Raw genomic sequence first — 24,711 nt, forward strand, 5'->3', positions numbered from 1 at the left:
GGGCGTGCGGCGGGTCGCGCAGGCGCTGACGACGCTGCTGGTGGCCAGCGTCCTGGTCTGGGGCATGACGGAGCTGGCGGCGGGCGACCCGGCGCGGCAGGTGCTCGCCGCGCGCGGGATCACGGAACCGGCGCCCGCGCAGCTGGATTTGGTGCGCGCCGAGCTGGGCCTCGACGGCGGCGCCGCGCAGCGGTACGGGCGGTGGCTGGCGGACGCGGCGCGCGGCGACCTGGGCGTCTCCTGGCGGACGGGCCGCCCGGTGGCCGAGGAGATCGGCACGCGCCTGCCCGCCACGCTGCGGCTGACGGCGGTCGCGCTGCTGTACGCGTTCGCCGCCGCCGTGCCGCTCGCGCTGGCGGGCGCGTGGTGGTCGGGGCGGTGGCCTGACGCGGCGGCGCGCGGCGTGGTGTTCGCGGCGGCGGCGCTGCCCGGGTTCGTCGTGGGTGTGGTGCTGCTGGAGGTGGTGGTGGTCGGCTGGGGGGCGGGGCGCGTGGTGGCGGACGGGAGTTGGGGCGGGGCGCTGCTCCCCGCGGTGCCGCTGGCCGGGGCGGTGGCGGCGCAGTGGGCGCGGGTGCTGCGCACCGGGTTCGACGACGCGCTGGAGGCGCCGTTCGCCGAGGTCGCGCGGGCGCGCGGCGCCGGACGGGCGCGGCTGCTGCTCGTGCACGGGGTGCCGCACGCGGCGGCCGGGTTCCTGACGGTGCTGGGCATGACGGTGGGTGGGCTGCTCGCGGGGGCGGCCGTCTCCGAGGTGCTGTTCACCTGGCCGGGGATCGGCCGGGAGCTGATCGCGGCGATCGAGGCGCGGGACGTGCCGGTGATCCAGGGGATCGTGCTGCTGGCCGTGGCGGCGTACGTGGTGACGGGCGCGCTCGCCGCACCCGCCGCCGCCGCGATCGATCCGCGGCTGCGCGGGACGCGGGCGCGGGACGCCGCGTGAGGCGCCCCGGCACGCTCGCCGGGCTAGCACTGCTCGGCCTCCTGCTGCTGCTCGCCGGTCCAGCGCCGCTACTGTTGCCCGATCCCGATCTGCCCGATTACACCGACAAGCTGGCGCCGCCGGGCGACGGGCATCTCCTCGGCACCGACCAGGCGGGCCGCGACCTGGCGGCCAGGATCGCCGCCGGGGCGCGCGTGTCACTGGGGGCGGCAGGTCTGGTGTGGACGGCGTCGGTGCTCGTCGGCATGGCGGTCGGCCTGGCCGCCGCGCTCGGCGGCCGGTGGGCGGGCGCGGCGTGCGGGCGGCTGACGGACCTGGCGCTCGCGCTGCCGCACACGCTGGTCGCACTGGCCGTCGCCGGGGCGCTCGGCCCCGGGCTCGGCAACCTCGTGCTGGCCCTGTCCGTCACCGCCTGGGCGGGCACGGCCCGGCTCGCGGCGGCATACGCGCGCGGGGCACTCGCCCGCCCCGACGTGACGGCCGCCCTGATGGCGGGCGTCGGCCGCGTACGGGCGGTGCTGGGACATGTGGTGCCGGGCGCGGGCGTACGGGTGCTGGCGGTCGCGACGCTCGACCTCGGGCAGGTGCTGCTGGGCCTCGCCGGCCTGTCGTTCCTCGGCCTGGGCGCGCAGCCGCCGACCGCCGAGTGGGGCCAGATGCTGGCCGAGAGCCGCCACGACCTGATGACGGCGCCCTGGGTCGCCGCCGCGCCCGCCGTCGCCGTGTTCCTGACGGTCTGCACGGCCGCGCTGCTCGGCGACGCGCTGCGGGCGCGCGTGGAGCGGGGGGCCGCCGGATGACGCCGCGCGCAGAACGGGCCACGGTGCTCGACGTCCGTGGCCTCGGGGTCGAACGGCCGGGCGGCGTGCGGCCGTTGCGCTCGGTCGAGCTGCGGGTGCGCGCGGGCGAGTGCGTCGTCGTGGTGGGCTCGTCCGGCTCAGGCAAGACGACGCTGCTGCGCGCGCTGCTCGGCCTGCTGCCGCGCTCGGCGCGGGTGACGGGCAGCGCGCTCGTCGGCGGCACCGAGGTGGTGGGCGCCCAGGAGCGGACGTTGCGGCGGCTGCGCGGCGGGACGGTCGGGTACGTGGGCCAGGACCCGTTCGCGTCGTTCGACCCGCTGCGGTCGGTGGGCCACCACGTCGCCGAGGCGTGGCGCGCCCGGGGCGGCGCGCCGCCGGACGGGGCGGCCGTGGCGCGCCTCGCGGCCCTCGGCATCGCGGACGCGGCCGTGCGCGCCCGGCACCGTCCGCACGCCTGGTCGGGCGGCATGCTGCAACGGGCGTCGATCGCGGCGGCCGGGGCGCACGGGCCGCTGCTGACCCTGGCCGACGAGCCGACGAGCGCGCTGGACGCCGAGCTGGCCGACGACGTCCTCGCCGCGCTGCGGCGCGACAGCGGCGCGCTGCTGATGGTCAGCCACGACCTGCGGCTCGCGCGGACGGTGGCCGACCGCATCGCCGTGCTGCACGAAGGCCGGATCGTCGAGGACGGCCCGGCCGCCGACGTCCTGGGGCGGCCCGCGCACCCTGCGACGGTGGCGCTGGTGGAGGCGCTGCCCCGCCCGCGCGCCGCCGCACGCCGCACGCCGCCAGGCGGCCCGCCCGTCCTGTCGGCGCGCGGGCTGACCAGGCGCTACCCGGGCGCGGGGACGGTGCTGGCGGGGCTCGATCTGGACGTGCGGGCAGGGGAGTTCGTCGCGCTCACGGGCCCGTCGGGCGTGGGCAAGTCCACCGCGCTGCGGCTGCTGGCGGGCGTCGAGCGCCCCGACGCGGGCGAGCTGCGGCACGCGGGCGGGCCGGTCTGGCGGGACGGCCGCCGCTGGTCGCCGCGCGGCGGGTGGGTCATGCCCGTCCACCAGGACCCGCGCGCGGGCCTCGACCCGCGCTGGCCGGTGTGGCGGACGCTCGCCGAGCCGGGCGGCCCTCGCCGCCGCGCCGACGCGCTGGCCGCCGCCCGTGCCGCCCTGGACGCGGCGGGCCTGACCGGCGTCGATCCGCGCGCACGCCCCGGCGAGCTGTCCACCGGCCAGTGTCAGCGCGTCGCGATCCTGCGCGCCCTGGCGGCGCGGCCCGCGCTGATCGTGGCCGACGAACCGACCTCGGCCCTGGACACCGTGACGGCGGCGGCGGTGCTGCGGCTGCTGCGCGCGGCGGCCGACGCGGGCGCGGCGCTGCTCGTCGTCAGCCACGACACGGCGCTGATGTCCCGGGCCGCCGACCGCGTCGTCCGCCTGCCGGTCAGGACGCCGGACTGACCGGCGGGGCACGGAGGGAGGGCACGGGAGGAGGGCACGGCCGTCTCCCGGGGTATGCCGAGGACGACCGTCGGACACAGGGGGGTGCTCGTGCTGGCCGTGGTGATCTCCGTCGTGGCCGTGCTCGTCTCGGCCGGATCGCTGGGTCTGGCGTACGCGTCGGACCGCCGGTCCCACATGCCGGTGCTCCAGTTCCAGTGGGAGCACGCGCGGGAGCCGGACGGGGAGCCGCGCTGGTGGCTCGTCAACGTCGGGACGGGGCCCGCCACCAACATCGTCGTCGCGCAGACCCGGCGCACCTCGCTCACGCGCGGGCTGAACGGCGAGCTGTGGTTCAACCCGGTGCTCGTGCCGTCGATCCCGGCGGGCGGCAGGCTCGCCCTGGCGTGGCTGGGCGGCACCATGGAGCTCTCGCACGGTCTCGGCGCCAGCTACACGGACACCGGGCGGTACTTCTACACGACGAAATGCGGGGACGACGTGTCGATGTTCTTCGTCGGACTGCACGTGCCGCGCTGGCCGCTGCTGCGGGTGAACGGGGCGAAGGCCGTGCGGACGTGGTGGGGCGTCGAGGACCTGTCGGGTCCGCCGTGGTCGGCCGTCGGCGCGCGGCACGTCCGCAGGCGCCGGTGGCTTCCCGCGCGGTTCGGGATCAGCCGGCGGCTCGGCGGCTGGGCGGACCCCGTCCGCTCCTACCGGCCGAGGTGACTTGGCGGACGGCGCCGCGCCGCGCGGTCAGCGGCCCCGTGGCGCGTGGACCAGGTCGCCCGTGTCGCTCCAGTCGATGATCTGCACGGCGGCGCCCGCCGCTTCGAGCCCCGCGCACTGGTGGTGGTGCCGCCGCGTGATCTCCTCGGGCCGCAGCCGCCCGCCGAACGCGGGGTGGGCCAGGAGCCGCCGCGCGTAGGCCCACACGCGCGGGTGCGCGGCGACGCGGTGCACGGCGTCCGCGTCCAGGTGCCAGCGGTGCACCAGGTCGAGCTGCACCAGCGTCACCCACAGGTGCACGTCGGCCGCCGTCGGCGCGTCGCCCAGCAGCCAGGGCCCGTCCGCGAGCCACCGCTCCACCTGGTCGAGCGCGTCCATCAGCCGTTCACGGGCGGCCTCGCAGCCCGGTTCTGGGCCCACCTCCCCGGCGCGCTGCGCCGCCGCCGTGATGTCCTCGTCGCACAGCGCGGCGACGGAGGCGATCCGCGTCTCGCTCCCGCACGGGCGCAGCCCGGGGCCGTCGCCGGGGAAGCGGACGGCGAGGTCGTACGCGATGTCGGGCGCGTGGTTGCTGACGACACGGCCGGTCCAGCGGTCCACGAGCGCCGGGGCGGCGGACGGCCCGACGGACGGGTGGCTCGTCGCCGCGTACGCGTCGCGCAGCGCGCGGTAGCCGCCGTCGCGCATGTCGGGCACGGCGGGCAGGTGGGTGACGGGCAGCCGGTCGTCGAGGCCGAGCAGTGTGTGGGTGATCGCGACGCGCAGGCACTCCGGACAGGAGAGCGCCAGATAGAGGTGGTAGCGGTGCGGCGCGGGGTGGAATCCGTGGTCGGCGTCGGGTCCGATCCGGCCCCTGATGGCCTGCGGTTCGGCGCACGGCGGGACGGAACGGGCGGACGGGTGCTCGGACATGACACTCCCTCGGAGCTGCTGCGGACGGGACGGGGGCCGTGCGCGGTGGGGACGCGCGGCGGGCCGGGAGGGCGGCGCCGGGGCGTGCCGGGACGCCGGGGGAGGTGTGCGGAAGGGGGAACGCGCCCGTGGGGCCGCGTGCCGGGGCCGCTCAGCGGCGGGGACTGCCCGTGCTGCACACACGCAGCAGGTCGATGTGACGGCGGGAGGTCAGCAGCGGGAGCCGGGGCAGCGGGGAGTGGGCGGCCGACGGTTCTGTGCGGCTCATGGAACCCCCGTCCCCCTCCCTGTGCGTTCCGAGCCCGGTGTCCACCGGGGTCCGCGACGGATTGTCCGGTGGTGCCGCCGGGGCGTCAAGGGCGCGTCCCCGGGAGCATGTCCACTCCGGCGCCCGGCTAATCCGCCGGGCGCCCACCGGTTCGGCGCGGCCGGGATCGGCCGGACCGGCCCCCGTTCCGCGCCGTCCGTGCCGGGCGCGGGCATGATGGCGGCATGGGAAGGGTCACCGAACGCCGCCGCGTCGTCCGCATCAGGGACGGCGCCCTCTCCGAACGCGCCGACACCCTGGTGGGTGAGGAGCCGCTGGAGATCCGGGTGAACGGCCGCCCGATCGCCGTCACGATGCGCACGCCGGGCGACGACTTCGCGCTCGCGGCGGGCTTCCTCGTCTCCGAGGGCGTGCTCGCCGCGCGCGGGGAGGCGGCGCGCATCACCTACTGCGCGGGCGCGACGGGCGAGGACGGCGCCAACTCGTACAACGTGGTGGACGTGCGGCTCGCCGACGGTGTGCCGCTGCCCGACATCTCGCTCGAACGGAACGTGTACACGACCTCGTCGTGCGGCCTGTGCGGCAAGGCGAGCCTGGAGGCCGTGCGGACCACCGCGCGCTGGCCGCTGCCGCTGACCGGCGGGCCGCGCGTGCCGCACACCGTGCTCGCCGGGCTGCCCGACCGGCTGCGGGAGGCGCAGCGGGTGTTCGCCCGCACGGGCGGTCTGCACGCGGCGGCGCTGTTCACGGGCGACGGGCGGCTGCTCGACGTGCGGGAGGACGTCGGGCGGCACAACGCGGTGGACAAGATCGTCGGCCGGGCGCTGGAGGCGGGCCTGCTGCCGCTGACGGACGCGGTGCTGCTGGTCTCGGGCCGCGCGTCGTTCGAGCTGGCGCAGAAGGCGGTGATGGCGGGCGTGACGGTGCTGGCGGCGGTGTCGGCGCCGTCGTCGCTGGCCGTGGACCTGGCGGACGAGGCGGGGCTGACGCTGGTCGGCTTCCTGCGCGGCGCGTCGATGAACGTGTACACGGGCGCCGAGCGCCTGGTGCTGCCGTCGCCCCGGCTCGCCGGGCACTGACCCGTACGGTCAGCCGGGCGGCGTGGGGCTGTCCGTCGGCTCGCGCCGCTCCGCGTCCCGCGCCTCGGGGTCGCGGGCCCAGCGGCGGGCCAGGACGGCGCAGACGAGAAGCTGCATCTGGTGGAACATCATCAGTGGCAGCACAGCGAGCGCCGCTTGCGAACCGAAGATCACACTGGCCATCGGCAGTCCGGCGGCCAGGGACTTCTTGGACCCGGCGAAGACGAGGGCGATCCGGTCGCCGCGCCCGAAGCCGAGTCTGCGCCCGCCCCAGCGGGTGAGGGTCAGCATGAGGGCGAGGAGGACGGCCTCGACGCCGAGGAGCGCGAGCAGCCGGGGCCAGCTGACCTCGTGCCACACCCCCGCATTCACGCCCTCGCTGAACGCGGCGTAGACGACGACGAGGATCGAGCCGCGATCGACCAGCGACAGCACGGCGCGGTGCCGCCGCACGAAGCCGCCGATCCAGCGGCGCAGCAGCTGGCCGAGGAGGAACGGCAGCAGGAGCTGACCGGCGATGCCGAGCAGGGAGTCGCCGGAGAAGCCGCCGCTCGCGCCGATCAGCACGGCGGCCAGCAGCGGCGTGAGGAGCACGCCGATGATGCTGGAGAACGATCCGGCCGCGATGGCGGCGGCGACGTTCCCCCTGGCTATCGAGGTGAAGGCGATCGAGGACTGTACGGTCGAGGGCACGAGGCAGAGGAAGAGCAGCCCCTCGTACAGGTCGTGCGGCAGCAGCCAGGGGACGAGCCCTCTGGCGGCCAGCCCGGCCAGCGGGAAGAGGAGGAAGGTGCAGCCGATGATAGTGAGATGCAGGCGCCAGTGCCGGAGACCGGCCACCGCTTCCTGAGGGGACAGCCGGGCGCCGTACAGGAAGAACAGCAGCGCGATGAAGCCGGTGGCGGCGCCGTCCGCCGCGTCGGCCGCCGTCCCGCTCGCCGGGAGCAGCGCGGCGAGCCCCACCGTGCCGAGGAGCAGCACGACGTAGGGGTCGATGAACCGGGCCAGTCTGCGCACGGCGGACATTCTCTCCTCATGGCCTGGACCGGCGTACCGGCGGGCCTCGTCTGCTGGGTCTCCTGCGAACGATAGAAGAAAAACACCAAACGATTGTTTTCTGATCGGATGCGATCAGAGAGAGGCAGATGCGCACGTGAGCAGCCCTACTCCCATCCCGCTCCTCAGCCTCGCGGAAGGCGTCAGGATGCCGCAGCTCGGCTTCGGCGTCTTCCAGGTCCCGGACGACGAGGCCCAGGAGGCGGTCACCACCGCCCTCACCGCGGGCTACCGGAGCATCGACACGGCACAGGCGTACGGCAACGAGGCGGGCGTCGGCCGTGCGCTCGCGGCCTCGGGCGTACCGCGTGAGGAGCTGTTCATCACGACGAAGCTGTGGAACAGCGCCTCGGAGACATGGACGCGCGACGCCGTGCTGCGCGAGTTCGACGCCTCGCTCGACCGGCTCGGCCTCGACCACCTCGACCTCTACCTGATCCACTGGCCGCGCCCGATGCGGGACGACTACCTGACCATCGTGCGGGTCTTCGAGGAGATCCACGCCACGGACCGCCTGCGCGCCTTCGGCGTCTCCAACTTCGGCCCCGCCCACCTGCGCCGCCTGCGGGACGAGACCGGCATCGTCCCGGCGATCAACCAGATCGAGCTGCACCCCTACTTCCAGCAGTCGGAGGCGCGCGCCGTCCACGCCGAGCTGGACATCGTCACCGAGGCGTGGTCGCCGCTCGGGCAGGGGCAGGGGCTGCTCAACGACCCGGGCATCGGGGCGGTCGCCGCCAAGCACGGCGTGTCCCCGGCCCAGGCGGTGCTGCGCTGGCACCTCCAGCTCGGGAACGTCGTCATCCCCAAGTCGGTGACGCCCTCCCGCATCCGCGAGAACCTCGACGTCTTCGGCTTCGCGCTGGACGAGGCGGACCTGCGGGCCTTCGCCGCGCTGGAGCGCGGGGGCCGCGTCGGCCCGGACCCGGACGAGTTCGACGCGGGCTGACCTCCGTCCCCGGCGGCGCTCGGGTTGCCGAGGCCGCCGCCGGGCCCGGTCGTCTCAGCGGCGAGCCGGGCGCAGGCGCTCGACGCGGCCGAGGTCGCCGGTGAGCAGGTCGCGGTGGCTGAGGGTGAAGTCGCCGTTGGGCAGCGTCTGCCAGGGGCCGTAGTGCCGACCGACGACGGCGGTGGGGAGGAACGCGCGCAGGCTGTGGCGCGTGTCCCCGGGGTACGCGACGGGCGCGCCCCAGGTGGCGGGGGCCTCGTCGGTGGAGAACAGGACCCAGTGGTCCACGGGCACGGCGGCGTCGAGGTCGGGCGCCCCGCCGGTGTGGCTGTCCAGGGCGGGCACGGTCAGCCGGTCGGGGTCGAGGGGCGCGTACCACAGCAGGAGGGGCTTGGCGCGCTGCGAGTCGGCGTTGTCGAAGCAGCACACGGCGACGGTGTGGTCGGGGAAGTGGTCGGCGTAAAACCGCAGGAGGTCGGGGTCGAGGGCGGGGCGCCGGTGCGGCGGCACCTGCCCCAGGGCGGCGGGGATCGCGGTGGGGTCGTCGGCCAGGAGCACCGTGTAGACGTCGTGGTCGAAGACCTGCACGGCCCCCCGCGGTGCCGCGCCCATCCAGTCGATGCCGCCGGACGCGGCGGCGACGGGCCGCACGGCGGCCACCATGCGGTTCAGGACGTCGTCGGCGTGCCCGACGGGCAGGAATTGCCTGGGGGTGAGCTGCCTCGTGGGCAGGTGCAACAACATGGCGTTCGGGCCGCCCGCCAGGTTGACGGCCGTGTTCTGGTAGCCGAGGACGTGCACGAGGCCGTGCTCCGGGTGGTTCAGGCGCCCGCAGTAGGCGATCGTGCCGGAGAACGCGGCCTCACCCGTCGATATGCACATGGCGGCACGGTACCGCCCCGTCCGGCGCGCGCCGCGGGAGTCCGGGGTGGGAGCTGCTCCGCAGGTTCGGCTTCTCCTGCCGATGCATGCGGGACATGGCTGAGGTGCGGGCGAGGAAGGCAACAAGTGCCATGCGCAGAAAGCGCGTTCCGGACAACCGCCGACAACGGACAGGGGCCACACACTGCACCACCACTCCACCTGCTCCCGCCCGGACAAGGGAGTCGGTGAAGGTAAAATAAGCAAAATCACGACCGGCCCCGAGAAACCCGCAGGTCACTTACTCTCCTCCCCGCACGCGCGGGGCTGTTCCCCTCCCGCCCGCGAGCGCGCGTTCGACGCGGACCTCCTCCCCGCACGCGCGGGGTTGTTCCCGGACCGTGCTGGCGTACAACGGGGACTACGACCTCCTCCCCGCACCCGCCGGGCCGGGGGCCGCCCGCGACGGGCGGTGCCGCGCTAGCGCGCCGCTCGTGCCGGGGTGGTCGTGCGGCCCGGTGAGTGGGCCATCGCCTCGTGCAGCCAGCGCCGCAGCACCCGGTGCACGGCCTCGGCGCCGACCAGTTCCCCCGCCGGTTCCTGGCCCACCGCCGGGACCGGCGCCGAGAGCGCCAGCGGCGACAGCAGGAACGCACGGCTCTGCTCGCCCCCGAGTCCCCCGTGGCAGCCGAGCTGCTGCTCGAAGGCGTGCACGTCGCCCGTGTCGGGATCGACCGACGAGTTGATCATCAGATCGGCCGTGTGCGGGAACGACGCCGCCCGCCGTACGGCCGCCGCCGCGCCGGGCCCGAACGGCGCCAGCGGGTCGGCGCCCCGCACCTCGCCCGAGTCGAGCCGGAACTCCGCGCCGTCCGCCCCCAGCACCACCGGGCCGTAGGCCGCGCTGCGCACCAGCACGAAGCCGATCCCCGGATGCCCGGTAAGCGTCGGCAGCAGCGCCGGGTAGTGCGCGTCGATCGCCTCACGGTCGGCGCGCCCGGCCAGGTCGGGGAAGGAGACGAGCCCCAGGTTCCCCGAGCCGAGGACCACGGGCGCCGAGCGCCGGTCGGGGCCCGGTTCCACCACCACGGGCGGGAGCGGCTGCGGCTCGCGCCGCCGCAGCGCGGCCCGCGCCGTGCCGCGCGCCTCGGCCCCCGCCTCGGGGCGCCGCGCGGGCCTGGCCCCCTCCCCCGCCGCCACCGGCCTTCCGCAGCCGTCACGGACCAGGCTCTCCAGCGTGCGCCCGTAGGCGGCCTGGAACGTCAGGCCCTGGCTCTGCCCGTGGTCGGACAGGAGCACGAGGTGGTACGGACGCGGCGCGTACACCATGGCCTCGGCCACCGCCGCGACGCAGCGGTCCAGGCCGCGCAGGACCTGCCGCGTGTCCCGGCCGCGCGGCCCCGAGTGGTGCGCCACCTCGTCGTAGGCGATGAGGTCGGCGTAGACGGCGGTGCGCCCGTTCAGCACGTCGCCGACCACGGCGGCCGTCACGACGTCCCGCTGCACGACCGTCGCGAACGCCCGGATCAGCGGGTAGAGGCCGCCGCGCCCGACGCGCGGACGGACGCCCCGCAGCCGCGCCCGCAGCGCCTGGCACGGCTCACGCACCAGCTCGACGAGGAACGACGCGGCCGTCCTCGCGGCGTGCGCCGGGTCGGAGAAGTAGGCGAAGTACCCGGCGCGCGACCGCTGCCCGCGCGCCCGCCGCGCCGCCACGGACAGGACGAGCGCGACCTGCTCGGCGCCGCCGGTGAACAGGTTCCCCCGGCTCGCGCCGTCGTAGGCGAGCAGCCCGGGGTCGCCACTGCGGGTGACGGCGCGGCGCTGCAACTCGGCGGCGCTGGACGGCCGGTTGGTGACGACGACCTCGCCCGTCTCCTTCTCGTACCAGCGGAAGGCGGGCACGTCGTAGTTGCTGCCGTGCAGGATGGCGAGCTGCGCGGCGCCCGTCTGGCTGGACCAGTCGGTGCGCCACGGGGTCAGCCGGTGCGTGGTGGCGCACATCGCGGCCAGCGTCGGCATGACGGGGCGCGGCCCGCTCACGGCGTCGGCCAGCACGTCGTAGCCGATGCCGTCGAGCTGGAGGAACACCGTCCCGGCGGCCCGCGTGCGCGGCGGGGTGCCCCGGGTCGCGCGCCAGCCCGCCAGCCGCCGCATCCGGCGGCGCTGCTGGTCGCGGACGCGGACGGCCAGGAACGTGCTGGTCGCCGACGACACGATGGACATCACCGCCGCGATGACGACGGCCGTGCCCGTCGGCGGCCCCCCGCGCCCGGCCGGGACCACGCTCAGCGCGAAGACGAGGAACCAGCCGTTCAGCAGGAACACCAGCAGCCCCAGCGCGATCGCCGGAGCCAGCAGCAGCGCCCGTACCAGCCAGGGCCAGACGAGCGCGTTGAGCAGGCCGAAGAGCCCCGCGCCCGCCGCAGCCGTCACCCCCACCTTGGTGAAGCTCTCCCCGTCAGCCGACTGGAGCGAGAAGGAAGGCATCACCCAGGCGAGCAGCACCAGCGTCACCGTGCTGGCCGCCCACACGACGAGCACCCGCAGCAGGACCGCCCCGCCGTTCCGCCACCCTCTCACCCGTACCCGCCTCTCCTCGGTGCACCGATTCTCCACATCGCTCCCCCTCCGTCCGGACCCGCGTGCCCCCTGCTGGCATCCTGGACGCGTACGACGCGCCTGGTCGGCGGACGCGCGCCACGGCGGAAGGGGCAGCAGGTGCCGGTGGAGATCACCTGGTGGGGACACGCCACCGTCACCATCCGCGACTCCGGCACCACCGTGCTGACCGACCCGCTGTTCACCCGCCGCCTCGCCCATCTGCGCAGGCGGCGCGGCGCCCTTCCACCGCCCGGCGCGCACCGGCCCGACGTCGCCGTGATCTCGCACCTCCACGCCGACCACCTGCACCTGCGCTCCCTCGCGCGGCTCGCCCCCGGCACGCCGCTGCTCGTCCCGCGCGGCGCGCGCCGGGCCGTGCCGGGACTGCGGCGGCTGGCGCGGCGGCTTGAGGTGTGCGAGGTGGCAGAAGGGGACAGGGTGGGGGTGGGCGGTGTGTCCGTGCGGGCCGTGCCCGCGGCGCACGACGGGCGGCGGCTGCCGTTCGGCCCGGGACGCGTCCCGGCGCTGGGCTACGTGGTGGAGGGGGAAGCGAGAACGTACTACGCGGGCGATACCGATCTGTTCGACACGATGGCACGGGAGACCGGGCCGGTGGACATGGCACTGCTGCCGGTCGGCGGCTGGGGCCCGGGGCTGGGCCACGGCCACCTGAACGCCGAGCGGGCCGCCGAGGCGCTGGCCAGGCTGCGCCCGCGCGACGCCGTGCCCGTGCACTACGGGACGTACTGGCCACTCGGGATGACGTGTGTGCGGCCCCACGAGTTCCATGCGCCGGGCGACGAGTTCGTGCGGCAGGCGGCCCGGCTGGCGCCGGAGGTGCGGGTGCACCGGCTGGGGCACGGCGAGAGCGTGCGCGCCGAGGTGGCCGGATGACGGCGGCGGCGCTCGGCCCGGCCGCCGTGGGGCTCGCGGCGTCCGGCTCGGTGTCGCCGGAGACGACGCAGCAGGCGACCGGGTATCCGTCGCTGTTCCTGCTGGTGCTGCTGGGGGCGCTGGTGCCCGTGGTGCCGACGGGCGCGGTCGTCAGCTCGGCGGCGGCGGTGGCGTTCCACCACCCGGAGCCGGTCCTGTCGTCCCTCGGCGTCTTCCTGACGGCGGCGGTCGCCGCGTTCCTCGGTGACGCCACGCTGTTCTGGCTGGGGCGGCGCGGCGTGCGTTCGCGGAACGGGTCGCGGTGGCTCGACCGGATGCACGACCAGGTGGCGCCGGAGCGGCTGCGCCGGGCCGAGGAACGGCTCGCGCACGGCAGCGCGACCGTGCTCCTCGTCTCCCGGCTGGTGCCCGCCGGGCGCATCCCCGTGATGCTGGCCTGTCTGCTGGCGCGGATGCCGATGCGGACCTACCTGCGCGGCAACCTGCCCGCCACCCTCGCGTGGGCGGCGACGTACCAGCTGCTCGGCATGCTCGGCGGGGCGCTCTTCCCGCATCCGTGGCAGGGCGTGGTCGCGGCGGTGTCGCTGACCGTGCTGATCGGCGTGGCCCCCGCGCTGTGGCGCCGCCTGCGCGGCCCCGGGGGCGACGGCCCGGACGGCGGGCACGCGGCGCGCGCCTGAGCGCGGCGGTCACCGGCACGGCGCTCACTCGTCGGGGCCGAGCACGCGCGAGCCGCCCACCGGCAGGTCCCACAGCTCGGCGGCGGGACGTCCGGTGGCGCGCCAGGCGGTGCGCAGTCGCCGCCCCGGTTCGAGCGGCGGCTCGGAGGAGAGCAGGAACGTCGCCCAGTGCATGGGCGCCATCCGGCGGGCCCCCACGTCGGCGCAGGCGCGGACCGCCGCCTCTGGGTCGGTGTGAACGGGGCCGAGCAGCCACGGCGGGTCGTAGGCGCCGATGGGCAGGAGCGCGAGGTCCACGGGGCCGAACCGCGCGCCGATGTCCAGCAGGAACGGGCCGTAGCCGGTGTCCCCGGCGAAGTAGACGCGCCGCCCGCGCGGGTCGGTCAGCACCCAGCCGCCCCACAGCGAGCGGCAGGTGTCGAGCAGGGTGCGCTTGGACCAGTGGTCGGCCGGCACGAAATCGAACCGGACGGTGCCGCCGCCGCGCGCGGGCAGTTCGGCGGCCTCCCACCAGTCCAGGTCCGTGACGCGCCGGAAGCCGCGTCGGCGGCACCAGGCGCCGAGCCCGGCGGGCACGAACAGCGGCGTGTCGCGGGGCAGTCGGCGCAGGGTGGGCAGGTCGAGGTGGTCGTAGTGGTTGTGCGAGATGACGACGGCGTCCACGGGCGGCAGCCGGTCCCAGGGCACGCCGACCGGGGTGATGCGGGGCGGGGTCGCGAGGATCTTGTCCGACCACACGGGGTCGGTCAGCACGGTGAGGCCGCCCGTGCGGACGACCCAGCTGGCGTGCCCGGCCCACGTCACGGCGATGCTCCCCGGCGGCGCGTCGGGCAGCGGGGCGGGGGCGTACGGCAGGCCCGCCGTGCCGCCGACGGTCTCGGGGGTGGGCCGCAGGGCGCCGCGGCGGGCGGCGCGCACGAGGGTGCGCAGGCCGGGCAGGGGGGCGGTCAGCCGGTCGGCGAAGTCGCGCGGCCAGCGGCGGCGCTCGTAGAGCGGGCGCAGCGCGGCGTCACGTCGCGTCCGGTCCGGCATGGGGCCTCCCTCCGCCGGTTCGTCCCTCTTCCCAGGCTGAAGACGCGTCCGTCTCCATGGACCGGCACGGGCCGGGCGCGTGCCATTCCGGCGGGCGGGACGCGGGGCCGATCGGGTGAACGTGTCCATATTCCGGAACAGAATTGCTCAGCATGCGAGACAGGAGGAGAGTGCGTGCCATGACGGAAGCCACGTACACCCATGGACATCACGAGTCGGTGCTGCGCTCGCACCGCTGGCGTACCGCCGAGAACTCGGCCGGGTACCTGCTGGCGGAGCTGCGGCCGGGACAGGCGCTGCTTGACCTCGGCTGCGGCCCGGGGACCATCACCGCCGACCTGGCGGAGCGCGTCGCCCCCGGGCAGGTCACGGCCGTGGACAGGACGGCGTCGGTGCTCGCCGCCGCGCGCGAGGCGGTGGAGGCGCGGGGGGTCACCTCCGTGCGGTTCGCCGTGGGCGACGCGCACGCGCTGGACTTCCCCGACGACTCGTTCGACGTGGTGCACGCCCACCAGGTGCTCCAGCACGTGACGGACCCGGTGCGGGTGCTGCGGGAGATGCGGCGCGTGTGCCGACCGGGCGGCGTGGTCGCCGTGCGGGACGTGGACTACGCGGCGATGACCTGGTTCCCCGAGGTGCCGGTCCTGGACGAGTGGCTGGCGCTGTACCGCCGCGTGGCGCGGGCGAACGGGGGCGAGCCGGACGCCGGGCGCCGCCTGCTGGCGTGGGCGCGGGAGGCGGGCTTCACCGACGTCACGGCGACCGCGTCCACCTGGTGTCACGCGACGCCCGACGAGCGGCGGTGGTGGAGCGGGCTGTGGGCCGACCGGACGACGGCCTCCGCCTACGCGGAGCACGCCGTCTCGGGCGGCCACGCGACGCCGGGGACGCTGGAGTCGATCGCCGCCGCGTGGCGCGCCTGGGGTGAGGAGGAGGACGGGTGGTTCGCCTCGCTGCACGGCGAGGTGCTGTGCCGGGTGTGACGCCGGGGCGACGTCACCGGCCGCCGTGCCACACGTGGATGCCGAGCGCGGCGAGGACGACCGTGAGCGTGCTCGCGACGGTCCGCAGCGCGTTCCACCTGGCCCAGCGCGCGGAGAAGTCGGCCCACGCCTCGGGCGACGGGGTGGCGGCGGCCAGCACGTCGTTCATCGGCACGTTGACCGCGCCCGTGGGCAGGAAGACGCCGAGGACGTAGACGGCCGCCGCCACCAGGAACAGCACGCCCGCGGCGCGGTGGCCGAGCGCGAGCAGCAGCGACCCGGCCCCGGCCGCCGCGAGCGGCACGCCGACGAACGCGGTGAGGAACAGGGGGTTGAGGATCTTCTCGTTCATGCTCTGCATCGCCCGCACGGCTTCCGTGGGGTCGATGGCGTCGAGCCCGGGGATGACGGAGACCGAGAAGCCGAAGAAGGTCCCGGCCATCAGGCAGCCGAGGGCGATGGTGAGGAGGACGGCGGCGAGCGCAAGGAGTGTCATGCCGCCAAGTCAAGCGAACGGCGCGCGGCGCGGACATCGTTCAGACGCTCACCCTCATGCGTGGGCGTCCAGCGGCCCGCGCCGCGCGTGCTGCGCGTGCCACGTCCCGCGTCCGACGCGCGGGTCAGAGCAGGGCGCTGCCGAGCAGGAAGATCGCGAGGGCGTGGGCCGTCGCGGCGGCTGCCACGCCCCGCCTGTTGCGCAGAAACGCGCAGATCAGCCCCTCGTGGAGGGTGAAGAGCAGCAGCGGCCAACCGGCGTCGGTCACCGTGGAGGCCAGGAAGGCGTGACAGGCCGCGAAGGCCACGGCGGACAGCACGGCCGCGCGGCGCGGGCCCACGTCCTGTTCCAGGCGGCCCTGGAGGAAGCCGCGGAAGAGGACTTCCTCGGCCAGGTTGCCCGCCGCCGCGAAGAAGGCCAGCGCGGGCAGCACGGCGGACGCGACCGCCCCGCCCCGCTCGTCCAGCGGCGTCGCGGCGGACAGGGCCAGCACGGGGGCGGCGGCCAGCAGCCCGCCACCGACGCCCCACGCGAACGTCGCCAGATCGGGCCGCCCCCAACGCACGAGCGCCGCCAGGCCGCGATCGGCGCGCAGGATCAGCACGGTGGCCGCCAGCGTCGTCGCGGCGAAGACGGTCAACAGGGCGGCGTCGGGGGTGAATCGCAGCCACGGCACGGCACCGGCGGAACCGACGCGCCACAGGCCCGCCGGGGTCATCGCGTCCCTGATCAGGACGAAGCCGAGGATCAGCAGCACGATCCGCGGCAGCGGATCACGGACGGGGCGGAGCAGCAGGTAGCAGGCGGCTATCAGGAGGAGGCCGGGCAGGACACGGGCGGAGTAGGACAGCAGGTCGGACAGCACGCGCAGAGGTCTCCGGGAGAGAGGGGGGATGACGGGTGCGGGCCCGCCCCTCCATAATGCGAGCAATCCTCAGCTTTGTGTACTCGCATGGGAGCCCCGTGGCCGTACCGCGCAAAACCCCACGTCAGCAGCGTTCCCGGGAGACCGTGGAGGCGATCTGCGAGGCGGCGGCTCAGCTTTTCCAACGCCTCGGCTACAGCGGGACGACGACGAACAAGGTCGCCGAGCGGGCCGGGGTCTCCATCGGCTCGCTCTACCAGTACTTCCCGAACAAGGACGCGCTGCTGACCGCCCTGGCCCGGCAGCATCTGGACGCCGCGGCTGCGGAGTTGGACGCGATCCTTGAGCGGGCCGCCGGGCGGCGGCTGCCGCTGCGCCCGCTCCTGGAGGAACTGGTCGGCGGCGTCGCGGCGTTGCACACCGAACGTCCCGGCCTGCACCGGCTGCTGTTCGACCACACGCCGCGCACGGCGGACCTGGTCGCGGAACTGCGCGCCTTCGAACACCACGCCGCCGCCGCGCTCGCGTCCCACCTGCGCCGCCTGGGCGCGGGCGGCAGCGACCCGGAGACGTCGGCGCTGCTGGCCGTCCAGGGCATCGAGGCACAGATCCACGGCGCGGTCCTCGACCCGGCCGACGACCGGACGACGGACGACCGCGTACGGGCGGTGGTCGATCTGTGGCACCGCGCCCTCACACCCCCGGCCACCCCGACGCGCGATGACGACGACGGCGGGACCGGTCCAACCGCGCGCTAGACAATGGGACATGGCTAAGGAGCGGACGAGGCGAGGAGGCAACGCCCGTGCGGCGACGGCAGCTTCAAGAATCACCGCACCACAACTGCAATGGCCGCCGGACGAACGCCGGAGTCGCCCGGGGTAAAGTGAAGCAAAATCACGCCCGGCCCGGATAAACCCGCAGGTCACTTAGTCTCCTCCCCGCACACGCGGGGATGTTCCCACCGGCATCGACGGCATGGGCTGCTGCTGCCACTCCTCCCCGCACGCGCAGGGGTGTTCCCTCGGGCCGCCGCCGGATCGACCCGCCCTTGGTCTCCTCCCCGCACACGCGGGGTTGTTGCGCGGCGTTGCCCGATGGGAGCGCCTTGCTCTGAGTTGCGCGCGACGAGGGACTGCGATGTGCCGGTCACGCGGACCAGCAGTCTCGGACGATTACGGGCGCCAACTAGCTGGCGGCGGAACCGGGAGGGGCGCCGCCTTCGGTGGGAGCGCGGCGCACGTCTCGCCCTCCCCGATGGCGGCTCGCGGCACAGCTACGGGGAGGCGATAAGCCACACCACCTCAACCATGACCGCCCGGTCCCGCACGCGGTACTGGATGGACACCTCGACCGGCTTCAGCTCCCATTGCCGCAGCGCCTCCGGTCCTGACCCGGTGTGGACCCGCCCCACCTCGGTCGGTCGCCGGGCGAGGACATCCAGCGCGTCGTGCACGGCCCGGCGCTGAGGTGGCAGCAACCCGCCCAGGGCCACCTGCGCCCCGGCGGCCAGGATCACCTTGTACCTCACCGGCCCGGTTCCTCCCCTTCGGCCTGTCCCGGCGCCGGGCGCAGCTCGAAGTTCTCGTCGTACTCGGCCCACACCACGTCGGCCGGAATGCCGTCCGGGAGCGGCCCGTCGGGCAGATCGGCGAGCATCTGTTGGATCACGGGGTGGGTCCGCAGCACCCACGTCCGGCGCGCCGTGCCGATCGTCTGACTCCGCCGCTCCTCGTCCCCGGCCGCCCGCTCCAACCCGGCGTGCAGCTCCGCCACGTCGTCCGGCCACGGCGCCAGCGCCACCTCCAGATCCTCGACGGTCTGCGGACCCTCGTCCGGCTCGATCCGGTACGGCGATCTCGTCGGCGGCCATTCCCTCGCGCGCACGGCCCTCAACTCCTCAGCTCCGCGACCCAGTTCCCCACGTCCACAGCCAGGCACGCAGCCGCGCCCCCGGCAACACGTGGCCCCAGGGCGCACGCTACGCACCCCGCGGCCACCGCCGCGATGCGCACGCGAGTGAACCGGGAGCGCGGACACCGGCGTACGCCCCCAGCGCCGCGAACGTCACCCACCACGCGGCGCGAGAAGGGGGCGGCTGGCAACAACTACCGTGTTGGGCAACACGGAAAGGCAAGCGCGTAAGCGCATGGCCGCACAAAGAGGGCTGGGACCTGCCGGGCGGCATGGTGGAGGAGAAAGAAGCCCCGGAAAGAGGCCGCCGCACGTGAACTGCACGAGGAACTCGGGATACACGTCGGGCCGCGCGGCGTCCCTTGCGTTGCCTGGGACCCTCCCCACGGCCCGTGGGACGACCAGATCGTCGTCGTCTTCGACGGTGGAGAGCTTTCACCTTCCGAGGCCGATCGGCTACGACCGTGCGACGGCGGGATCTCCGAAGTGAGCGTTCTTGACGCCCACGGATGCGCTGACCGCTCTTCCTTCCCGTGTGCGGCGCCGTCTCGCGTCCGCGATCGAGGCCCTGTCCGCCGACAGCCCCCGGTACGTGGAGGCGGGAGAGTCCCCCTGGTAGTCCAGGCTCAGCCGGAGGTGAGCAGAGCCAGGACCAGGCGCCGCAGTGCGGCGCTTTCCGTCAGGTCGTTCAGCACCAGGTGGGCTCCGCAGCTCCTCAGTTCGTCGGCGCTGCTGGCACCGCGCGCCACTCCGACGGGGACAGCGCCGGAGTCCGTCGCGCCTTTCACGTCGTGCGGCGAATCCCCGATGACCACGACGTGGTCCGGCGCGAACTCCACTGCGTGCTTCTCGCTCGCCCGATCGCGCGCCAGCTGAACCAGCCGTGCCCTCTCGCTCCCGTCGTCGCCGTACCCTCCCACCGATCGGTCGAGCCCGGAGAACTCGAAGGCCCGCAGTTTCACCTGTGCGACAGAGGCGATGTTTCCCGTCACCAGCGACTGCACGACCCGTTCGTGGCGTAGCTCCTCGATGGCGTTCATCGCACCGGCTAGCGCCGCTCCGGATTCGGTCATCCGCGTTTCCAGCGAGCGCGCGGCACTCCCGAGAGCGGCGTAGAAGTCTCGGAGCAATGACAGGGTGGGGTCAACGTCATGCAGCTTCAAGGTCGCGCGGATGATCGCGTGTTCCGTGCGTCCGGTCATCGGCGGCAGATTCCGCAGCGGGAAACCCACGGCGTCCAGGAATGCCCGGGCGTAGATCTCCCGGCTCACGTCGCCGACGGTCACCAGCGTGTGGTCCACGTCCCACAGCACGAGCACGGATTCCCGCTGCCTCCTGGCCATCCCGGCACTGTCCCACGCGTCGCCACGGGGCCGGAAGTACGGCGGGACGCCGGGCCCGGGTCAGCGGTCGCGGGTGCGCATGTGGGTCCAGTACATGCCGCAGATGACGCCGATCAGGGCGGTGGCGGCCAGCGCCAGCCACAGCGGCATCGTCACCTCGGGGATCAGCAGCCTGATCCTGGTGCGGCGGGTGTTCTCGAAGATGAAGACGAGCGTCAGGACGGCGACGACCGCGATGACGATGCGGCCCCGCGTCCAGAACGCCCGGGGTGTGGTGCTGCTGCGCGGGCTGGACGTCATGGCACCAGGATGCGAGCGCGCGCGCCTTCCCGCCCGGTGAGAGCGTCCGGGTCGGGGACCGGGCCGTGCCCGGTCCCCTCGTCGGACGGCGGTGCCGGTTGTCCGGCCGCCGCGTCAGGCGTAGACGCTGGAGACGAAGTCGGCCAGCTGGTCGTCGGTCAGCTCACGGGCGAGATCCGACTCGCTGATGATGCCGACGAGCTGCTTGTCACCGTCGAGGACGGGCAGACGGCGGATCTGGTGGTCGCTCATCTGCTGCAGGACCTCGGTGAGGTCGGCGTCGGCGGTGATCGTGTGCGGAGCGCCGAGCGAGAGCTCACCGGCGGTGACGGCGGCGGGGTCGAGCCCGTCGGCGACGCAGCGCAGCACGATGTCGCGGTCGGTGAGAATGCTCGACATACGGCCCTTGGAGTCGCTCACCGGAAGCGCGCCCACGTCCAGCTCGCGCATGAGCTGCGCGGCCCGGTAGAGGGTGTCCTCCTCGGAGATCCACTGGGGGCCCGGCGTCATGATGTCGGCCGCTGTGGTCATCGGATTTCCTCCAGTTCGTCGGCTGCGGGGGATTCCCCCCCTCGGTCGCGCCGGTCGGCCGCTCGTGCCGCCACGGCCTGACGGTGACGCGGAGGCCCGTGTACCCATTCGTCCGGGTTCTCATCACTTCTCGGCATATACGCTGTTCAGGCGACATCTCCCCCGTCCTGCGGTCTCCCCCCACCCGCGTCACGGGCCGCTACACGCCGTTCTCACCCGTCCTGCCGTCGGCGAGTTCGCGGACGATGTCGAGGTGGCCCGCGTGCCGGGCGTACTCCTGGAGGAGGTGGTGGAGTATCCAGCCGAGCGTCGGCGCCTCCTCCTCGCGCTGGTAGCGGCCACGGCCCCCTGCCGGGGCGACGTCGGCGAGGTCGGCCGCCGTGACGATCGCGTGCGTGCGTGCGGCCTGCTCGCGGAACAGCCGGGTCACCTCCGCGACGGTCAGCCCCTCGGGGACGGTCCACCGGCCGTCCTTCAGGTGGTCGTCCCACGGGTCGGGCACGTCCTCGGAGAGGAACCCCCAGATCATCAGGCGGCGTTCGACGCGCTGGAGGTGCCAGAGCAGTTGGAGGGGTGTCCAGCCGGACGGCAGCCGTGAGCTGCCGAGCTGTTCCTCCGTCAGCCCGGCCACCTTCGCGAGCAGCACGCCGCGGTAGTGGTCGAGGTAGCCGAGTAACAGCTCCTTGGGGTCACTGAGCCGGGGCGAGGGCTCCGCCGCGACGCCTGGTGTCCTGTCGGATGTCCTGTCGGATGTCATGTTCGGAGCATGCCCGCGGCACCGGACGTCGGCACGTCCCACGACCGCCGGGCCCGTGGGCGGACGCACGGCTCACGGCTCGGTGCGCCGCCTGGCGCGGGCGCGCTGGTAGGCGTCCCAGTCGTCGGGCGGGTACGTGGCCTGCGGGGCGGCGAGGCAGACGTCGATCTCGACGCCGAGTTCCGGCGCGAACCAGGACAGGTCGCGGATGATGCCCAGCGCCTCGACGGTCCGCCGCCCCAGCGGGCGTGCCATCCGGTCGAGCCCGCCAGGCAGCCCGGCGGGCCTGGCCGTCGCCTGGGCCTCGGCCCGCGCCGCCGCCCGGTCGAGCCCCGCGACGCGGTAACCGAGGGCTCGCGCCAGCGCCTCCGCCGCCCGCGCGGCGGCGGCGTGCAGCTCCCGCGCGCCGTTCTGCGTCTGGTGGGGGCCGCCCGCGGCGCGGTCGCCCGGGGCGGGGCGGCCGTACAGCTCGTCCAGACGGGTCTGCTCCTCCGCCAGCATCCGGACGACGCGCTCCAGCGCGCGCAGCGCCCGCGTCATGTGTTCGACGTCAGCCCCGCGTTCGACGTCAGCCATGCGTTCCCTCCGACTCTCACGGGCGGGCGCCGGAGGACACCGGCCGCCGCACACCCTGCGTGTCCGTCCGGTGACGGTATCGGCACGGATGGGGTGGGCGGGCCGCGTGGCAGGGCGGGGCGGGGCGAGGCCCGCCGTACGGACGGGCAGCGGCGCGGGGGGCGTCGATCAGTTCGACGGGTGGCCGGGCGGGCGCTCGGCTGCCGCGTCGCGCGACGCCCGCCGCGGATGGCCGTTTCGTGCAAGAGCGCGGCGGGGGTGGCGGCCTACTGTCGGCGCCATGAACGGCACCACGAGGGAATCGCGCCACATCAGCATCCGTATCGACCGTCCCGTCCAGGACGTGTACGCCTACGCGTCCGACCCCGTCAACCTCCCCGTCTGGGCTCATGGCCTGGGGGATTCCGTCGAGAAGATCTACGGCGAGTGGGTCGCGCCGTCCTCGCCCATGGGGCGCGTCGTGGTCGCGTTCGCGCCCCGGAACACGCTGGGCGTGTTCGACCACGACGTCACGCTCCCCTCGGGCGAGAAGGTCTACAACCCGGTCCGCGTGATCGCCGAAGGACCGGGGAGCGAGGTGGTGTTCACCCTGCGGCGGCGGCCGGGGATGAGCGACGCCGACTTCACGCGCGACGCCGACACGGTCGCCGCCGACCTCGCCAGGCTCAAGGGGCTGCTGGAGTCGGCGGGTTGACCCCCTCCGGCGTCCCGCCGCGCAGGACGAGCGGCGGGACGTCGGGGCGCGTCACGCCGAACACCGTCAGGTAGAGGCCGAGTTCGGCCTCCAGCGCACGCCGGATGGTCGCCTCGGCGCGGAAGCCGTGCCCCTCGCCCTCGAACGTCAGGTACGCGTGCGGCACGCCGTGCACGGCCGCCTCGGCGACGAACCGTTCGGCCTGCGCGGGCGGGCAGATGACGTCGTCCAGGCCCTGGAGGAGCAGGAACGGCGCGGTGACGCGGTCGGCGTGCCCGGCGGGCGAGCGGTCCCGGTACCGCTCGGGCACCTCGGCGAGGGGCCCGACCAGGGATTCGAGGTAGTGCGACTCGAAGTCGTGCGTCTCGTCCTGGGCCCAGGCCGTGAGGTCGAGGACGGGGTAGCTGATCGCGCCGCACGCGTACCGGCCCGCGAGCGCCGGGGCGGCCAGCGAGGCGGCCGTCGTCCAGCCGCCCGCGCTGCCGCCCCTGACGGCGAGCCGCGCGGGGTCGGCGGCGCCCTCGGCGGCGAGCGCGGCGGCCACGGCGGCGCAGTCCTCGACGTCCACGACGCCCCACGCGCCGCGCAGCCGCTCCCGGTAGGCGCGCCCGTGGCCCGTGGAGCCGCCGTAGTTGACCTCGGCGACGCCGATGCCGCGCGAGGTGAAGTAGGCGATCTCCAGGTCGAGGACGAGCGGGGCGCGGGAGGTCGGGCCGCCGTGGGCCCGGATGACGTACGGGGGGCGCGTGCCGTCCTCGCCCGCCGCGTCGGGGTGCCGGGGCGGGTACACCTGGGCGTGCACCTCGGCGCCGTCCTCGCGGGTGACGGTCACGGCGCGCGGCTGCGGCAGGTACGCGGGATCCACCGCGTCGCGGTGCGCCCGCGCGACGACGACGCAGTGGCCCGTGCTGGTGTCGAGGCGGACGATCTCGTGGTGGCGGCCCGGACCGGCCGCGATGCCGGTGACGCGGGTGCCGTGCACGGCGAGCGTCGGGGACCACTCGGTCCAGGGTCCTGGCACGTCGGCCAGGTCGCCGGTGGCGGGGTCCAGGACGCCGAGCCTGGCCTCGCCCCGGCCGTGGAGGACGGCGACGGTGCCGTCCGCGAGGGGCGCGAACCAGCGGTACCCGATGTGCCACAGCGCGTCGGCGAACTCCTCCTCGCGCGGGCACAGGGCGACGGCCTCGCCCGTCGCGGGATCGAGGCGGTACGGGTTCCACCAGCCGCCGCGGTCGCTGACGGCGAGGAGGGCGCCGTCCGGCGTCCACTCGGCCTGGGCGACGGACTCGGCGGGGCCGCCCGCGAGGACGCGGACGCCGGTGAGCCGACGGCCGCCGGGGCCTTCCGTGACGTCGGCGAGCAGCAGCTCCGTGCCGTCCCAGGGCATGCGCGGGTGGTCCCAGCCGAGCCAGACGGCGCGGCGGCCGTCGGGCGAGAGCCGGGGCGTGGTGACGAACCGGTGCCGCTCGTCCGTCAGTTCGCGCAGGGCGGAGCGGTCCTCGGCGGCCGAGCCGTCCAGCGGGACGGCGACCGGCACCCGGCGTACGTCGCCCGGGCCCTCGCCGGTGAACTCCTCCAGCACGCACCACACCTCGTCGCCCTCGACGGCGAGATCGCCGAAGCGCAGCCCGCCGCCGACCGGCGACAGCGGCGTCAGCGGGCGCGGCTGCGCGCCGCCCGGCGCGTCGGGCTCGAAGGCGCGCAGCCGCTGGTCGGCGAAGTGCGCGAAGACGACGAGGGGCCCGCCGGACGCGCGCGGCGTCGCGGCCCAGGGGACGCCGCCGTACTCGACGAGGCGGCTGCGGACGTTCCACGGCTCGGGGAGCACGCTCACGGGCGCCTCGGCGTCCGGGAGGAGCCGCAGCAGGGCGCGTCTGCCGCCCTCGGCGGGCCGGGGCTCGGTCCACCACAGCTCGTCGCCGACGGCGCCGAGGTACTCGGGTTTCCCGTCGTGCGCCGCGACCATGGCGGCGTCGATGGGTGAGGTCCAACTGCCGTACGGTGCGCGGTGCATG

Annotated in this window: 27 protein-coding genes; 11 read left to right on the forward strand and 16 right to left on the reverse strand. The window is 75.1% G+C overall.

Annotated elements, in window-relative coordinates; genetic code table 11:
- The first annotated feature begins 4 nt into the window (after positions 1 to 4).
- From IF27_RS17785 to IF27_RS17800, 4 genes are read left to right on the forward strand one after another with little or no spacing between them, the layout of a single operon-like run.
- Positions 5 to 940 (forward strand): ABC transporter permease, encoded by a 936-nt coding sequence (locus IF27_RS17785; RefSeq protein ID WP_052850571.1) that lies wholly within the window; start codon positions 5 to 7, stop codon positions 938 to 940.
- Positions 937 to 1,740, forward strand: a complete 804-nt coding sequence (locus IF27_RS17790; RefSeq protein ID WP_052850572.1) for an ABC transporter permease — start codon at positions 937 to 939, stop codon at positions 1,738 to 1,740. Before IF27_RS17785 ends, IF27_RS17790 begins: the two co-directional genes overlap by 4 nt.
- Positions 1,737 to 3,194, forward strand: a complete 1,458-nt coding sequence (locus tag IF27_RS17795) for an ABC transporter ATP-binding protein (RefSeq protein WP_052850573.1) — start codon at positions 1,737 to 1,739, stop codon at positions 3,192 to 3,194. Before IF27_RS17790 ends, IF27_RS17795 begins: the two co-directional genes overlap by 4 nt.
- A gap of 54 nt (positions 3,195 to 3,248) precedes the next feature.
- Complete coding sequence (locus IF27_RS17800; RefSeq protein ID WP_223291091.1) at positions 3,249 to 3,902, forward strand: hypothetical protein; 654 nt, start codon at positions 3,249 to 3,251, stop codon at positions 3,900 to 3,902.
- 27 nt (positions 3,903 to 3,929) lie between these two features.
- On the opposite strand, the gene IF27_RS17805 is transcribed toward IF27_RS17800, so the two are convergent.
- Together IF27_RS17805 and IF27_RS32140 are read right to left on the reverse strand one after the other, a co-directional pair.
- On the reverse strand, positions 3,930 to 4,814 hold the full coding sequence (locus tag IF27_RS17805; protein WP_052850574.1) for a glutathione S-transferase C-terminal domain-containing protein: 885 nt from the start codon (positions 4,812 to 4,814) through the stop codon (positions 3,930 to 3,932).
- 151 nt (positions 4,815 to 4,965) lie between these two features.
- A complete protein-coding gene (locus tag IF27_RS32140; protein ID WP_476713126.1) occupies positions 4,966 to 5,082 on the reverse strand; it encodes a putative leader peptide in 117 nt (38 codons plus the stop codon).
- Positions 5,083 to 5,306: 224 nt separating this feature from the next.
- Between IF27_RS32140 and fdhD the strand changes: the two genes are divergently transcribed.
- Positions 5,307 to 6,161, forward strand: coding sequence for a formate dehydrogenase accessory sulfurtransferase FdhD (gene fdhD / locus IF27_RS17810; protein WP_052850575.1), 855 nt, complete (start codon positions 5,307 to 5,309; stop codon positions 6,159 to 6,161).
- Between the two features lie 9 nt (positions 6,162 to 6,170).
- Here fdhD and IF27_RS17815 read toward each other — a convergent pair whose 3' ends face one another.
- Complete coding sequence (locus IF27_RS17815) at positions 6,171 to 7,187, reverse strand: bile acid:sodium symporter family protein (RefSeq protein ID WP_052850576.1); 1,017 nt, start codon at positions 7,185 to 7,187, stop codon at positions 6,171 to 6,173.
- A gap of 178 nt (positions 7,188 to 7,365) precedes the next feature.
- Between IF27_RS17815 and IF27_RS17820 the strand changes: the two genes are divergently transcribed.
- A complete protein-coding gene (locus IF27_RS17820; RefSeq protein ID WP_052850577.1) occupies positions 7,366 to 8,166 on the forward strand; it encodes an aldo/keto reductase in 801 nt (266 codons plus the stop codon).
- A 54-nt stretch (positions 8,167 to 8,220) separates the two neighbouring features.
- Here the strand turns inward: IF27_RS17820 and IF27_RS17825 are convergent, their stop codons facing one another.
- Positions 8,221 to 9,048, reverse strand: coding sequence for a hypothetical protein (locus tag IF27_RS17825; protein ID WP_052850578.1), 828 nt, complete (start codon positions 9,046 to 9,048; stop codon positions 8,221 to 8,223).
- 459 nt (positions 9,049 to 9,507) lie between these two features.
- A complete protein-coding gene (locus IF27_RS17830) occupies positions 9,508 to 11,610 on the reverse strand; it encodes a phage holin family protein (protein ID WP_052850579.1) in 2,103 nt (700 codons plus the stop codon).
- A gap of 138 nt (positions 11,611 to 11,748) precedes the next feature.
- Between IF27_RS17830 and IF27_RS17835 the strand changes: the two genes are divergently transcribed.
- The gene (locus tag IF27_RS17835; protein WP_052850580.1) at positions 11,749 to 12,525 is read left to right on the forward strand and encodes an MBL fold metallo-hydrolase; all 777 of its coding nucleotides are present in this window, start codon (positions 11,749 to 11,751) and stop codon (positions 12,523 to 12,525) included.
- On the forward strand, positions 12,522 to 13,205 hold the full coding sequence (locus IF27_RS17840; protein ID WP_052850581.1) for a DedA family protein: 684 nt from the start codon (positions 12,522 to 12,524) through the stop codon (positions 13,203 to 13,205). The genes IF27_RS17835 and IF27_RS17840 overlap by 4 nt, the downstream gene beginning before the upstream one ends.
- Positions 13,206 to 13,229: 24 nt before the next feature.
- Here IF27_RS17840 and IF27_RS17845 read toward each other — a convergent pair whose 3' ends face one another.
- The gene (locus tag IF27_RS17845; RefSeq protein WP_052850582.1) at positions 13,230 to 14,237 is read right to left on the reverse strand and encodes an MBL fold metallo-hydrolase; all 1,008 of its coding nucleotides are present in this window, start codon (positions 14,235 to 14,237) and stop codon (positions 13,230 to 13,232) included.
- 179 nt (positions 14,238 to 14,416) lie between these two features.
- Between IF27_RS17845 and IF27_RS17850 the strand changes: the two genes are divergently transcribed.
- On the forward strand, positions 14,417 to 15,220 hold the full coding sequence (locus IF27_RS17850) for a methyltransferase domain-containing protein (protein WP_052850583.1): 804 nt from the start codon (positions 14,417 to 14,419) through the stop codon (positions 15,218 to 15,220).
- A gap of 13 nt (positions 15,221 to 15,233) precedes the next feature.
- On the opposite strand, the gene IF27_RS17855 is transcribed toward IF27_RS17850, so the two are convergent.
- A complete protein-coding gene (locus tag IF27_RS17855) occupies positions 15,234 to 15,716 on the reverse strand; it encodes an anthrone oxygenase family protein (RefSeq protein WP_052850584.1) in 483 nt (160 codons plus the stop codon).
- A 124-nt stretch (positions 15,717 to 15,840) separates the two neighbouring features.
- On the reverse strand, positions 15,841 to 16,581 hold the full coding sequence (locus IF27_RS17860; RefSeq protein WP_052850585.1) for a CPBP family intramembrane glutamic endopeptidase: 741 nt from the start codon (positions 16,579 to 16,581) through the stop codon (positions 15,841 to 15,843).
- 146 nt (positions 16,582 to 16,727) lie between these two features.
- On the opposite strand from IF27_RS17860, the gene IF27_RS17865 reads away from it, so the two are divergent.
- The gene (locus tag IF27_RS17865) at positions 16,728 to 17,339 is read left to right on the forward strand and encodes a TetR/AcrR family transcriptional regulator (RefSeq protein ID WP_052850586.1); all 612 of its coding nucleotides are present in this window, start codon (positions 16,728 to 16,730) and stop codon (positions 17,337 to 17,339) included.
- 518 nt (positions 17,340 to 17,857) lie between these two features.
- Here IF27_RS17865 and IF27_RS17870 read toward each other — a convergent pair.
- From IF27_RS17870 to IF27_RS17900, 7 genes are all read right to left on the reverse strand, one after another.
- A complete protein-coding gene (locus tag IF27_RS17870; RefSeq protein WP_052850587.1) occupies positions 17,858 to 18,112 on the reverse strand; it encodes a hypothetical protein in 255 nt (84 codons plus the stop codon).
- Positions 18,109 to 18,468: a hypothetical protein gene (locus IF27_RS17875; protein WP_052850588.1), complete on the reverse strand. Its 360-nt coding sequence runs from the start codon at positions 18,466 to 18,468 to the stop codon at positions 18,109 to 18,111. The genes IF27_RS17870 and IF27_RS17875 overlap by 4 nt, the downstream gene beginning before the upstream one ends.
- 653 nt (positions 18,469 to 19,121) lie before the next feature.
- A complete protein-coding gene (locus IF27_RS17880; protein ID WP_052850589.1) occupies positions 19,122 to 19,838 on the reverse strand; it encodes an HAD family hydrolase in 717 nt (238 codons plus the stop codon).
- Positions 19,839 to 19,898: 60 nt separating this feature from the next.
- The gene (locus IF27_RS17885; RefSeq protein ID WP_052850590.1) at positions 19,899 to 20,138 is read right to left on the reverse strand and encodes a DUF1049 domain-containing protein; all 240 of its coding nucleotides are present in this window, start codon (positions 20,136 to 20,138) and stop codon (positions 19,899 to 19,901) included.
- Positions 20,139 to 20,252: 114 nt separating this feature from the next.
- On the reverse strand, positions 20,253 to 20,669 hold the full coding sequence (locus tag IF27_RS17890; RefSeq protein WP_052850591.1) for a CBS domain-containing protein: 417 nt from the start codon (positions 20,667 to 20,669) through the stop codon (positions 20,253 to 20,255).
- Positions 20,670 to 20,868: 199 nt separating this feature from the next.
- The gene (locus tag IF27_RS17895) at positions 20,869 to 21,426 is read right to left on the reverse strand and encodes a DinB family protein (RefSeq protein WP_052850592.1); all 558 of its coding nucleotides are present in this window, start codon (positions 21,424 to 21,426) and stop codon (positions 20,869 to 20,871) included.
- Positions 21,427 to 21,498: 72 nt separating this feature from the next.
- Positions 21,499 to 22,002, reverse strand: a complete 504-nt coding sequence (locus IF27_RS17900; RefSeq protein WP_223291092.1) for a hypothetical protein — start codon at positions 22,000 to 22,002, stop codon at positions 21,499 to 21,501.
- A gap of 280 nt (positions 22,003 to 22,282) precedes the next feature.
- Here IF27_RS17900 and IF27_RS17905 point away from each other — a divergent pair, with 280 nt between their 5' ends.
- On the forward strand, positions 22,283 to 22,696 hold the full coding sequence (locus IF27_RS17905) for an SRPBCC family protein (RefSeq protein ID WP_052850593.1): 414 nt from the start codon (positions 22,283 to 22,285) through the stop codon (positions 22,694 to 22,696).
- Here IF27_RS17905 and IF27_RS17910 read toward each other — a convergent pair.
- Positions 22,668 to 24,710: a prolyl oligopeptidase family serine peptidase gene (locus IF27_RS17910; protein WP_052850594.1), complete on the reverse strand. Its 2,043-nt coding sequence runs from the start codon at positions 24,708 to 24,710 to the stop codon at positions 22,668 to 22,670. The two genes, IF27_RS17905 and IF27_RS17910, sit on opposite strands and share 29 nt — an antisense overlap.
- Position 24,711: the final 1 nt, after the last annotated feature.

Origin of the sequence: Streptomyces avicenniae, assembly GCF_000719135.1 — a bacterium.
GTDB lineage: Bacteria > Actinomycetota > Actinomycetes > Streptomycetales > Streptomycetaceae > Streptomyces > Streptomyces avicenniae.